This is a genomic window from Flectobacillus longus (genome assembly GCF_030056705.1).
In the GTDB taxonomy this organism is placed as follows: Bacteria; Bacteroidota; Bacteroidia; order Cytophagales; family Spirosomataceae; genus Flectobacillus; species Flectobacillus longus.
The window spans coordinates 49,187-62,333 of sequence record NZ_JASHIC010000040.1 but is presented as its reverse complement, the minus strand read 5'-3'; the positions used below and the strand labels follow the sequence as shown (position 1 = coordinate 62,333).

General features: G+C 34.6%; 11 protein-coding genes. 4 read left to right on the top strand and 7 right to left on the bottom strand.

What is annotated here, in order from left to right; genetic code table 11:
- Positions 1 to 185 precede the first annotated feature (185 nt).
- On the bottom strand, positions 186 to 1,670 hold the full coding sequence (locus tag QM491_RS23935) for a tetratricopeptide repeat protein (protein ID WP_283330078.1): 1,485 nt from the start codon (positions 1,668 to 1,670) through the stop codon (positions 186 to 188).
- A 143-nt stretch (positions 1,671 to 1,813) separates the two neighbouring features.
- Complete coding sequence (gyrA, locus tag QM491_RS23930) at positions 1,814 to 4,342, bottom strand: DNA gyrase subunit A (RefSeq protein WP_283330077.1); 2,529 nt, start codon at positions 4,340 to 4,342, stop codon at positions 1,814 to 1,816.
- A gap of 534 nt (positions 4,343 to 4,876) precedes the next feature.
- Here gyrA and QM491_RS23925 point away from each other — a divergent pair.
- Positions 4,877 to 5,380, top strand: coding sequence for a guanyl-specific ribonuclease (locus tag QM491_RS23925; protein WP_283330076.1), 504 nt, complete (start codon positions 4,877 to 4,879; stop codon positions 5,378 to 5,380).
- Positions 5,367 to 5,783, top strand: a complete 417-nt coding sequence (locus QM491_RS23920; RefSeq protein WP_283330075.1) for a barstar family protein — start codon at positions 5,367 to 5,369, stop codon at positions 5,781 to 5,783. Before QM491_RS23925 ends, QM491_RS23920 begins: the two co-directional genes overlap by 14 nt.
- 297 nt (positions 5,784 to 6,080) lie before the next feature.
- Here the strand turns inward: QM491_RS23920 and QM491_RS23915 are convergent, their stop codons facing one another.
- The 4 genes from QM491_RS23915 to QM491_RS23900 form a co-directional block, all read right to left on the bottom strand.
- Positions 6,081 to 7,100 carry a LacI family DNA-binding transcriptional regulator gene (locus QM491_RS23915; protein ID WP_283330074.1) on the bottom strand — a complete coding sequence of 340 codons (1,020 nt, stop codon included), beginning with the start codon at positions 7,098 to 7,100 and terminating at the stop codon, positions 6,081 to 6,083.
- A 57-nt stretch (positions 7,101 to 7,157) separates the two neighbouring features.
- Positions 7,158 to 7,508 carry a dihydroneopterin aldolase gene (folB, locus tag QM491_RS23910; protein WP_283330073.1) on the bottom strand — a complete coding sequence of 117 codons (351 nt, stop codon included), beginning with the start codon at positions 7,506 to 7,508 and terminating at the stop codon, positions 7,158 to 7,160.
- A gap of 86 nt (positions 7,509 to 7,594) precedes the next feature.
- On the bottom strand, positions 7,595 to 8,758 hold the full coding sequence (locus QM491_RS23905; RefSeq protein ID WP_283330072.1) for a DivIVA domain-containing protein: 1,164 nt from the start codon (positions 8,756 to 8,758) through the stop codon (positions 7,595 to 7,597).
- A gap of 80 nt (positions 8,759 to 8,838) precedes the next feature.
- Positions 8,839 to 9,738, bottom strand: coding sequence for a WD40 repeat domain-containing protein (locus QM491_RS23900; protein ID WP_283330071.1), 900 nt, complete (start codon positions 9,736 to 9,738; stop codon positions 8,839 to 8,841).
- A 151-nt stretch (positions 9,739 to 9,889) separates the two neighbouring features.
- On the opposite strand from QM491_RS23900, the gene QM491_RS23895 reads away from it, so the two are divergent.
- Positions 9,890 to 10,522, top strand: a complete 633-nt coding sequence (locus QM491_RS23895; RefSeq protein ID WP_283330070.1) for a 4'-phosphopantetheinyl transferase family protein — start codon at positions 9,890 to 9,892, stop codon at positions 10,520 to 10,522.
- Between the two features lie 173 nt (positions 10,523 to 10,695).
- Here the strand turns inward: QM491_RS23895 and QM491_RS23890 are convergent, their stop codons facing one another.
- Positions 10,696 to 11,532, bottom strand: coding sequence for a transglutaminase-like domain-containing protein (locus tag QM491_RS23890; RefSeq protein ID WP_283330079.1), 837 nt, complete (start codon positions 11,530 to 11,532; stop codon positions 10,696 to 10,698).
- A gap of 573 nt (positions 11,533 to 12,105) precedes the next feature.
- Here QM491_RS23890 and galE point away from each other — a divergent pair.
- The gene (galE, locus tag QM491_RS23885; protein WP_283330069.1) at positions 12,106 to 13,131 is read left to right on the top strand and encodes a UDP-glucose 4-epimerase GalE; all 1,026 of its coding nucleotides are present in this window, start codon (positions 12,106 to 12,108) and stop codon (positions 13,129 to 13,131) included.
- Positions 13,132 to 13,147 lie beyond the last annotated feature (16 nt).

Here is a 13,147-nt window from a genome sequence, read left to right as displayed (position 1 = left end):
GCAATAACTTGTAATTTAAAAGCCATACTGTAATCTCGTTGACTACGCTTCTGTTTCGCTTTTGAACTTGTTTCCATTTAATAAGTCGGTTGGATGACAACCTATTTCAGGACTAGACATAATAACAAAAAAGCCTGACGAGTTTTCGTCAGGCTTTTTTGTTATTCTATTGTAAAATGATTGAATTACTCACCTAATTCTTTCAATTTATCTTCCATTTTCAATACACGGTACAATTGTTTCAGGTTTTCCTTAACATCTTCCTCTTTCTTCAATGAATATGCTTTTTCGAAGTACTTCAATGCTTCTTTGAATTTGTCATCTCTAGTTGCTTCAGCAGCCTTTCCATCTTTCTTGTACTCATCCATTCCCATGTCACCTACTTTCTTATTTAAGATAACTGCCTCGTTAAAAGCAATTACACCTAAGTTATAGTTAACATCGTAGTTGTTTGGATCTGCTTTTAGTGCTTTATCATAATTCGCTAATGCACTTGCTTTAGCAGCTTTTTGTTTTTCTTGTAAAGCTGTAATCTTAGCAGTCAATTCAGCAGCATTTCCTGCATTTGCAGATTTCTTAGCTAATTCAGCGTTCAAATTTTCAAGCTCTACTTTCTCAGCATCTCTCTGCTTAGTGATCTCTGCAATTTGTTTCTTTGTGTTTACCGCTGATTTAGGGTCTTTTTTAATTTTATCTGTCAAACGTTTGATTTCAGATTCAAAAGCATCTACTTTATCTTTTTGAGCAGCTACTTTCTTCTTCACTCCTTCTACGTCGAATTCAGCTAATTTCTCTTTAACCTCGCGAATTTCAGCATTATACTGTTCTGCTTTGTTATCGAATAAAATTGCTAAGTTCAATACAGTTTGAACATTACTTGGATCTTTTTCAACTACCGCAGACAATTCAGAGATTGCAGAATCAATTTTCTTGAATGCCAAGTACATATTGATTTTCTCGTTCTTCAAATCTTTGTTAGCAGGGTGAAGTGCGATACCCTTCTCCAATGTTGCCAATGCTTTATCTTCATTTTTCTCATCTTTATAGATTTGAGCCAAGCTGTAGAAAATACCTGGATCTTTACCTCCTAATGAAATAAATTTTTCAAAGCCAACTTTTGCAGCATCATTTTCTTTTGCCATTTGGCCAATGATACCAGTGTACATTGCAGCAGTAGTATCTTTAGAGCCTACTTCAGAAGCCATTTGAAGGTCTTTCAATGCTCCAGAAAAATCTTTAGCTTGATATTTAGCAATACCTGCATTCATAAATGCACCGTATAATTTCATACCTTCACCTTCAGCCTTACCTTCTTTGTTGTAAGCAACTGATAAATATTTTTTAGCTGCAACTGCTGTTGATCCTTCTTTACCGTTTGTAACATCTAAAGAAATTGCCTTTTTCAATGACTCAATTGCTATGAATCCTGCATTTTGAGCTTGTGTAGCCAATTCAGGGTCTTGAGCATTTGCTAACTCGATATATGCTTCAGCACGAGTCAACCAAGTTTTAGCTTTAAGAGAATCCTTTTTTGTAATAGCTTCGTCAGCTTTCTTTTTTGCATCTAAGATTGTTTTGCGGTTTGCCTCTAAAAGCAATTTATCTGTTTGGGCATACGATGCTCCTCCAGTTGCGGCAACAGCGAAAAGAGCAAATGTGAGTTTTCTCATTGTTTAGTAAATGGTTTGATTAAAAAAATGAAATAGCAGTTAATACTAATGCTATTTTGGCAAAAAGCCAAAGTTGTACTAAGAAAATAAATAGCTAGCGTAAAATCGAATTGCTTCTCTCCTACTCTAGCTATCTAAAATTATTACTCTGCCGATGCAGAATCATCTGCATCATTATTTATAACTGCATCAGAATCAACTTCTTGAATCTCTTCTGGATCTTTTACAATTTTAGTAACAGAAGAAATCTCATCAGATTCGTTTTTCAAGCGAATTAATTTGACTCCTTGTGTATTGCGACCCATTACTCTTAAGTCTGCTACTGCTATACGAATCAAAATACCAGCCTTAGTGATAATCATCAAATCATCATTGTCGGTAACATCTTTAATCGCTACTAGATTACCTGTTTTATCAGTAATATTCAATGCTTTCACACCTTTACCACCACGGTTTGTCAAACGGTATTCTTCTACATCTGAACGTTTACCAAATCCTTTTTCAGAAACAACTAGTAATTGTTGAGACTCTGGACTTTCAACGCATACCATACCAATTACTTTTTCGTTTGCATTTTCATCATCAAGCCAAATACCTTTAACACCAGCAGCAGAACGACCCATTGGACGAACACGACTTTCTTCAAAGTGAACAGCACGTCCAGAGTTGGTTGCTATGATAATATGGTTATTACCATTTGTCAAAGCAACATCCAATAATCTATCTCCTTCGCGGATAGTCACAGCAATGATACCATTTTGACGAGGACGAGAATAGGCTTCAAGAGAGGTCTTCTTGATTGTTCCATCTTCTGTACACATCACAATGAAATTATTATTGATATAATCTGCATCAGTAATTGACTTCACATTGATAACAGAGCGAATTGAGTCCCCATTTTCAATGTTCATCAAGTTTTGCACTGGACGCCCTTTGGCATTTTTCGAACCTTCAGGAACTGCATATACACGTAACCAGAAACATTTACCTTTTTCTGTAAAGAATAAAAGCCAGTTGTGCATAGTTGCTGTAAACAAGTGCTCTGTATAATCATCATCTTTCGTAGCCACAGCACGTGAGCCAACACCACCGCGAGTCTGAGCTTTGTACTCAACCAAAGGCGTACGTTTGATATAACCTTGAGCTGAAACTGTGATTAACATTTCATCATCAGCAATCATATCCTCAACAGAGAATTCATCGTCAGTCATATTGATTTGCGTACGTCGCTCATCTCCATAACGTTCCTTTATTTCTGTTAACTCAATTTTAATGATTTCTAACTGTCTTTCTGGACGAGCTAAAATATCCTCTAGGTCTTTGATTTGCTTTTGAATTTCTTCGTATTCAGCCATAATCTTGTCACGTTCCATACCAGTAAGGCGTTGGAGACGCATTTCAAGAATTGCTTTTGCTTGAATTTCAGAAAGGTTAAACGATTGTATCAAACCAGCTTGCGCTGAATTTGGATCACGAGACTCACGGATTAATTTGATTACTGCATCAAGATTATCAAGTGCAATAATAAAACCTTGTAGGATATGAGCACGCTTTTGGGCTTCTTTCAAATCGTACTGTGTACGACGAACAATCACTTCATTACGGTGCTCTACAAAATAATGAATCAAATCTTTTAGATTCAATGTCATTGGGCGACCTTTTACCAAGGCTACATTGTTGACACTAAATGAAGATTGAAGAGCAGTATGTTTGTATAAATTATTCAATACAACGTTTGGAACGGCGTCACGTTTTAGATCAAAAACCACACGCATCCCTTGACGGTCTGATTCATCACGAATCTCAGAGATACCTTCAATTCTTTTATCGTTTACCAAATCTGCACATTGTTTAATCAAGGCAGCTTTGTTTACCATGTACGGAATTTCAGAAACGATAATTTGTTCTTTTCCCGTTTTAGAAGTTTCGAAAGTTGCATTTCCTCGAACAACCACACGACCTCGACCAGTTTCAAAAGCATTTTTGATACCCTGAACACCGTAGATTGTACCACCTGTTGGAAAATCTGGAGCTTTTATATATTCCATCAACTCAAGAATAGTGATATCTCTATTATTGATATAGGCTGTGATACCATCCACAACTTCACTCAAATTATGAGGAGCCATATTGGTAGCCATACCTACTGCAATACCAGAAGTACCATTCAATAAAAGGTTGGGGATTTTGGCTGGAAGCACTGTTGGTTCTTCAAGAGAATCATCAAAGTTAGGTTGAAAATCAACCGTTTCCTTATTGATATCTCCTAGAAGCTCTTCAGCAATACGCTTCAAGCGAGCTTCAGTATAACGCATTGCCGCAGGTGAATCACCATCTATCGAACCGAAGTTACCTTGCCCATCTACTAATGGATATCGCAATGACCATTCTTGAGCCATACGAACCATAGTATCATAAACAGATGAATCTCCATGTGGGTGATACTTACCAAGCACCTCTCCAACAATACGAGCGGATTTCTTATAAGATTTATTATAATTGACGCCTAGCTCATCCATTCCAAATAACACACGGCGGTGTACTGGTTTCAAGCCGTCACGGACGTCAGGTAATGCACGGGATACGATTACGGACATTGAATAGTCAATGTACGCTCCCCGCATTTCGTCTTCAATGTTGATGGGGATAATGTTACTAATTTGATCTGACATATTCTTTGATTATGTATTTCGGGAATGAAATTCAATAATTATTTCTGTTTTTCACCTCTCATTCCTTATTAATCATGGATAATATTGGAAAGTTTAGTAGATGTTGAGATAAACTAAATGCCAAAAATTAGCCTATATATACAAATTTCGTGAATTTTTCGGGGGTTTGCAAATATCAGACCCGTTAGTATATATCTGGTACATTGATTTTAATTGGTTTCTAATTTTTCTAAAACTGAGCTTAAAATTACCTTAAGATACCTGAACAATAAATTATCATGGAAACAGCCATTAATAGCTAAATCATAACTATTCAGCATCTTAAATATGGCATTAAAGTCATGATGTCAATATCTATATTTCAGAACAGATATAATAATAAGCATTTAACCCTCAAGCTTAAGCTATTTTACTCTAGATAAATTTGGTTTTCTGAACCACTAATAAATGACTAATTTTTGTAGATTTACATCTATAAAAAGGAAATGAAACTAGATTTCAATCATTTCTAAAACAATTAACCCCAAAAGTTTTATGTTAAAAACCACGATTCAGCGTTTGTTATTAATCCTAGCTTTAATAGTCGGATTTAATTGGCAAAGCATAGCAACTTCATTTTCTGAAACCTCTAACCATGTTGAGAAACAAAACGATTTCAGAAAGAAAAAACACAAAAAGAAAAAAGACGATAATACGCAGAATAGCCCTGACAAAATCAAGTCTAATGGAGATATCCCGAGCAAAGTTTATGATGTTTTATCGCACATTAATTCAAATGGTAAACCTATCGAAGGATATGTAGGAGGTAGAAAATTTGGCAACTATGAAAAGCTATTACCTCAAGAAGATGAAGAAGGTCGGAAAGTTCAATATCAAGAATGGGATGTAAATCCTAAAGTGGAAGGCAAAAATCGTGGTACCGAGAGAATTGTAACAGGCTCTGATGGAAAAGCCTATTATACAAACGACCACTATAGAAGTTTTCTAATAATTCAAAATCCTAAACAAACAAGTAAATCAAGTCATGGCAAATTTTAAAATATTGAGTGAGCTTTGTGTAATGGTGCCAAATGAAAATCAAATTATAGCGTATATCGATGGTGAAGATAATTTGAGTACTGAACAGTTCTATAATACAATTGCAAAACAATTACACTTTCCTTCCGATTTTGGGGCTAATCTTGACGCCTTTGACGAAATGTTAAATGATTTGTCATGGCTAGTTCAAAATGAGATTTTTATTGTTTTTAGAAATTATGATGATTTCTTGGCGGATGAAAATGATGAACTACGAGAAATCCTTCTGACTATTTTGGACGATGCTGCTGAAGAATGGAAAAGTGATGCAGGAACAAAATCATTAAAAATCCTTATCGAACCTTCCGAATTAGGAGTTGACGATTTAGAGACCATTGGGATTTCTTATGAAGATGAGGCATAGAGTAACCTCTCTTCTACTGAAAATCCTATCGCCTGACAATCGCATGAGACTTAAATGAACCACCATTTGACCACTTTTGGCACTTTTGCACGATTCTCAGGCGATTCAGAAGGCCCAAAAAGGCTATTTTTACCCATTTTTTCAGGTAAAGATAGCCTTTTTTAGTAAAGTTAAAAAACAATAAATAACATAAAACCTTAACAATCAAGAACTTACAAATATGGTGTTTTTTTGCTCAGAATTGAAGATTTTAGTCAAAAAACAAAAAAACGTACTTGAATAAAGTACGTTTTTTATTTATTTTCTTTTAGAAGATTCTCGAATTACAAGATGAGTTTTTAAAACTCGTACTTGAGGCTTATAAAATTCTTGTCCATCTTCTATTTGATTAATTAATAATGAAGTTGCTATACGACCAATTTCTGTAGTAGGCTGAGCAACACTAGAAAGTGTTGGCGTTAAAAAACTACAAATAGGTTCGTCATTAAAACTTACAACCGAAACATCATCTGGAACAGAGATTCCCTTTGAACGCAATGCCATCATCGATCCCACCGCTAGTCTATCACTAACTACTACTAAACCATCTGGTCTACTGCTGAGGTTCATCAATCCATGAGTCAAAGCAATGGCCTTATCTAAATTATACTCGCCATGTACGATTAATTCATCTTTAAAAGAAAGGTTCAAATCTTGAAGTGCTTTCTTATATCCTTCAATTCGCTGATTACTCACAGTAACACTTCTGGGGCCAGCCAAAAAAGCAATTTCACGGCAACCATTTTGGTAAAGATGAATAACTGCTTCATAAGCTGCACCTACGTTATCGACCATAACTTTAGATACGTCAATTCCTACAGCGTCTCTATCAAAAAAAACAATAGGAATTCCTTTTCTTATAAGTCGATTGATATGGTCATAATTGGAAGTTTCTTGAGAAAGCGAAATAATAAACCCTTCTGCTTGTCCTCTTGATAATGTTTGTAAATTAACTAATTCTCTTTCATAGCTTTCGCCAGTTTGAGTCAACAATAAACTATATCCACGGTACAAAGCTTCGGCCTCAATGCCTTTTATAACAGATGAGAAAAAGTGATAACCTAAATCTGGCACTATAACACCTAAGGTCTTAGTTCTACTTTTTACTAAGCTTGTAGCTAAAACATTGGGTTGATAATCCCATTCTTTTGCCAAATCAAGTACAGCCTGACGTGTTTCAGGTTTGATATCAGGCATATCTCTCAGTGCACGAGATACTGTGGCGACTGAAATATTCAAATGCTTGGCGATATCCTTGATTGTTACTTGATGAGCCATAGAGGTGAATTACTTTTGGAAAATAAATAAACAAATATAAGCAAGTTTTTACGCAAATCAGCCGATTACAGTAACTTTTGCACGAGTGCAAACTCCACCAATTGGAGGATTAAATTTTGAAACTGCTACCTGTACTTCATTTACATTAGGATAAATCTTACGAATTTCGTCGATTATTAATTGTCCCACATGCTCTAATAATTTTGATTTTGTTTGCATAACTCCTGAGATAATTCGATACAAATCCTCATAGTTAACAGTATCTTTAAGTTTGTCATTTTGCGCAGCAGATGAAAAATCAACGGAGATTTTCACATCAATCTGATAACGATTTCCTATTTTACGCTCTTCTTCATAAAATCCATGATAGGCAAAAAACTCAAGTCCCTCTAATTCAATTGTTCCCATTTTAATTGATAATTTTTAATTTGACCGAAAATATAAAGAGTCAGGCAGTTATCTACCTGACTCCATGAAATTTGTTATTTTTTAATCTAGAAAGCATCAAAAAAAGAACCTCCCCCATTTGAAATTCCTCCGGGATTGTCTTTCTTTAATTCTTCCATTACTGACGAAACAGTTGGAAGCCCTTTGGTATCACCAGATTTTTTAATTTTTTTGATAAATTTATATGGATCTTTCGCTTGAGAATTGTCTTCAACATTTTCATCACTTGAAGTAATTACCTCAGTCGTTTCTTCCTGGTTTTCTTCTACAACTTCATTTACTTCTGATAATGCTTCAATGATTGGTTCGGTTGCAGCAGTTTCTATTGGTTCTGGATCTTGTTGGATAAGACTCTCTAATAAAGGGTTATCAATAACATCTGCTTCTCTTTCTAAAATTGAAGACAATGAAGGAAGTTTTTCATCTATTGAAAACTCTGATATTTCATGTTCATCCTGCAAAACCGACGATACTGTTGGAAGCTCACCTTCTTCTTCATCAAAAACATCAAAATCAATTCCTTGTGTAGTATTTTCAGCTACTGTAGACAGGTCTTCTCTTTCTGTATTTACTTCTATTGATTTTTCTACTACAGCAATAGGTTCTTCTACAATAGGAATAATCTCTTCTGTTGGTACAATCTCTGATTCATTAGAAATAGTAGTACGCTCTTCAAATTTCGAAATTTTATCTAATGTATCAGTTGCAAATTTCTTCAACTCTAATACTAGTAAATCTTTATACTTTTCGAGCGATTTAGTATCACGTTCAAAGGTTTTCAATTTCGAATCTGCTTCTTCTACCAAAAACGAGGCACGAGTTTCAGCATCAGCCACTGTTATATTAGATTGACGCTTAGCATCTTCTTCGATTTGTAAAGCCTGAGCTTTTGCCTCTTCTACAATACTTTCAGCCGAAAGCTTTGCATCTTCAATAATCTTTGACGCCTCTTGGTGAGCTTTTTCGTTGATTTCCTTCTGAGCTTCTTCAGCCACTTTGATGGTTTTGAACAAGCTTGATTCTATCTCCTTAACACGAGTAACCTCCTGCTCGGCTTTATCAAGTAATTGTTTCGTCACTCTAACTTCTTCGGCTACTCTCTCCCATTCTTGAGAAAGTGAAAGTAAAAAAGCGTCAACCGACTCGGTATCATATCCACGAAAACTTTTATCGAAGGTATGTTGTCTGATTTCTAAAGGAGTAATTCTCATATATCTTTTATTTTTATTGTAGCACGAGCAGCTTGATTTTTCATACTACAGTACTACAAAGGAATAGCTAAATATCAAGTTTAAGTGATTTTCCAAACAGAGACATTTCTATCATCTGAACCAGAAATTAAGAGCGAAGGTTTTTCTAGCCAAATAATTTTATTGACTGACGTTCCATGGCTTGCATGACGAGCCTTATCAATTACTTTTTTTAGTTTAAAATTCTCGCTATCCCAAACTTTTATAGATTTGTCCATACTACAAGTGGCAAATAAAGGCAAGTTGGGATGAAAACAAATGTCATTTATGGCAAACAAATGAGCGACAATATCCTGTTGAAGTTGATAATTTTCGAAAACATTCCACACTTTTAGATGTGCATCTCGTCCTCCTGTTAAGAGAAATTTATAATCAGGAGAATATTTCACAGTAAATACAGAGTTGGAATGTGCTTCAACTACTAATTTCAAAGAAAAATCGGTTAAATCAAATATTTTAACCGTAAAATCACTGTAGCCGACTGCAAATTCTTGGGTTACTGGGTTAAAATCAATAGTTCGGACACTTTTATCTGAAGCTTTTATATGCTTTCTAATCGATAATAATTCTATATCTACAACAACAATAGTTCCATCAGACAAACCTATAAAAGCTTGATTACCAAATAATTTTATCACAAAAATAGAAGCACTAGAAATCTTCAAGGAACCTACTTCTTTTTTATTGAGTATATCCAGAACCTGTATTCCATCAAAATTTTGCCCTATCCACAAATGATTACGTTTTTCATCAAACGCTAGCGCATATACAGAAGTTGGAATTTTAGCAAACAACTCCCCTGTATCTGGTTTATCTACATTCCAACGCACCACTAGGCCGTCGCCTCCTGATGAAAAAAATTGGTTATGACTATTTCCTTTTTCAAGAGCATACACACAGTCTCGATGACCCGAAAAAGTATCAAATTTTTCTACTAACATACATGCAAATTTTCCCTGTTTGTTTCAACAAACAAGGTTTTATATTTACAAAAGTACTTGTTTTATTACCAACCTCAAAACTCATATAAAAGGTTTTGAAGAGTTTAAAAAGTTTCTGAAATTTGAAAATCAATTCAATCAAAAGTTATATATGCCCATTTTTTTTAATCAAAAACTAAGCGAAAGCCAAATTCTTTGTGTTTGGAAAATTGAGGAAGCTGTTCCGTTTTACACAGCATATTTAGGTATTTCAGAAAATCAAATCGAAGATTTATCAAATAGCACTCACCCTCAAAAACAGTTAGAATGGCTAGCAAGTAGAACTTGCTTGAAATTTGCGTGTCAAGAAATGGACATTGAATTTCTAGGAGTATTGAAAGACGAGTTTTCAAATCCCTGTTTGGTAAATCACCATGCTAATATTTCAATTACTCATGCTGAAAAATTCGCAGCTATTAGTATTGATTTAGAGAAGCCTGTTGGCTTAGATACAGAAAAAATTTCGAGTAAATTAGAACGCGTAGCAAAACGTTTTTTATCTGAAAATGAGATAAATGTCCTCGATGGTACACCCGAACAGATTGGAGTGTACTGGTGTGCAAAAGAAAGTCTGTACAAATGGTATGGTAAAAAGAAAATGAGTTTAAGAGATAATATTTATATAAAACCATTTATCAATCAGACTGATAAGATTGTTGGAGTTGTAGACTTTGAGGATATTACTGAAGAGCTTTCATTAAAAGTTTTTTACTGGGAAGACTATATTTTAACCGTGACCGTATAAATGGAATGAGTGGCAATTGAGTAAATGAATGATAATTTTCACCTTGTCTCTGAAGTTTAATCATCCCAACATTTCAATATCAAAGAAGCGGTCGAAATATGTTTCTCGACCGCTTTTTTGATACCTAGTTTAAGAACAAACCTAATTCTAAAATTGAGAGGGACTCGTGTTTGCTAGGTAATTAGTTGCATTAAAATTGCATCGAGCTCCTTTACTTTTTCGGTATCGCCAATTTTTTCAAAGGCTATTATTAAGTTTCTTAACACTCTTCTAATAATATCAATATTCTCACAAGGCTGATAAAAAATTTCCTCTTGACCGATATTTAGTTGTTGCAAATAATTATCAATATCAGTTTTACTAAAGACTAATCCTCGATTAAAAACATTAATATAAAACTGAACCTTATCTGTCTTATAAGTTAGAATAAACAAATTAGGAAGATTTACCCCGTAAATTGGCAACTTAAGTTTCTGGGCTACAAGCATATAGATAACACACAAAGAAATAGGATTCCCTCTGTGAGAATCTAAGACCACATTAATCATTGAGTTCGAAGCCGAATGAAAATGTTTGGTGTTTGCGCCAAATTTGTGTTTCGAGAAAAATACGTGATTAAGGGTTTTTATCTGATCCATCGGGTGCATATCATCTCGCAACTCAGTCCAAGCATCTACGTATATAGCATTTATTTCTGCCTCTAATTTTTCGAGCGAAAGCTCTGGATATTGGTATGTTGCAATAGCCCACATCCCCTTCAAAATATCCTGTGCTCCAGTATTATACCACTCAACAACTCTTTTTTCGAACGAACCAAATTGCAAATCATGAATCAAATCCTCCAATTTTCTTTGAATCACAGGACTCAGAGAGGACTCTTCCCATCTGTCTTCTAAATAAGGTATAATATTCCCTCCCAAAGATTTAATCTTTGACTCTACCATCGTAACCACCTCTGTATCCTCGTCATCCAATAAGGATACTAAGGCCTTCAGTTCTGAATCTCTCAATTCCATAAAATACACATTATAAACCATGAATAAGCTAATGTTGGTAGTACAGTATTTTATCTATACTTACTATAGTCGTATCAAAAATATTTTTAAAAACGCACAACAAAAACTCATAATATTTCATTAACACAATTTAAGCGAATGAGTTCATATCTCCATCAATTTTTATAGAAATATTATTCCTCTCAAAAAATCTTTTAAGCGATTAGTACAACCGTTTGTTCTTTAGAAGCTCCCTCAATAGAAAACATCAAAACATATTTTATAACAAAGTAATAATCATATAGTTACACAATAAACATAAGCGTGAAATTATAAGAAAAGGCCATCACATTCTTCACATAGTTTTAGTATATAGTTATCCTGCAAGGAAAATATTATGTCTCAAAATGGTACTTTTGCTAGTAATATAATTGACTAGAAAAAAATATTTTAAAGTCTAATTTCAAGAAAATAGGTCAGTCAAACTTGATAAATATTACCAAATACTCACAATTCAAAAATATAATTTTTTTTAGATTTCGATATTATTAACTTTGTTATCGAAAGCAAATCTTTCTTAATCTTACCATGATGAAAATACTTGTAACTGGAGGAGCTGGATTTATCGGCTCACACACTGTTGTTGAGCTACATCACGCTGGCTATGAATCTATTATCTTTGACAACTTTTCAAACTCAGAAAAAGCTGTTATTACTGGACTAGAAACTATTATTGGAAAACCAGTAACATGTTATGAAGCAGACATTAATGACCCTGCTGCTTGGGATAAAGTTTTTACTGAAAATAAAATCGATGGTATTATTCACTTCGCAGCATTTAAGGCTGTTGGCGAGTCTGTAAGTGAGCCATTAAAATACTATAGAAACAATGTTGCAGCAACCGTTTTGATGTTAGAGAAAATGCAAGAGCACAAGGTTTCTAATTTAGTATTTTCTTCGTCATGTACAGTTTATGGCCAACCAGAATCGCTACCAGTAACTGAACTATCTAAAGTACAACCTGCTAATTCTCCTTATGGCAACACAAAGCAAATTTGTGAGGAAATCATTACTGATACTGTAGCTACTAATCGAGGACTGAAAGCTATTTCGCTAAGATATTTTAATCCAATTGGAGCTCATGAAAGTGTCTTAATAGGTGAGTTACCTTTGGGGGTTCCTGCCAATTTAGTACCTTTTATTACTCAAACTGTAGCAGGGTTACGCGGACAGTTATCTGTATTTGGGGACGATTATCCTACCTCAGATGGTACGGCAGTTCGTGATTATATTCACGTAGTAGATTTAGCTAAAGCACACGTGGCTGCTTTGGCACTTCTTTTGAAGCAACAAGAAAAGACAACATATTATGATTATTTCAATATTGGTACTGGAACAGGTAGCTCGGTATTGGAAGTTATCACAGCTTTTGAGACAGCAACAGGATTAAAGGTAAATTATGCCATCAAACCAAGACGCGAAGGTGATGTTACAGCAGTATATGCAGATTGTAGCAAATCCAATGAAATTTTGGGATGGAAGGCAGAAAAAACTTTGACTGAAGCGTTAGGTGATGCTTGGAAATGGCAGCTTGCTGTGGTAAATCGTAAGTAATTTTATTATAAAAATA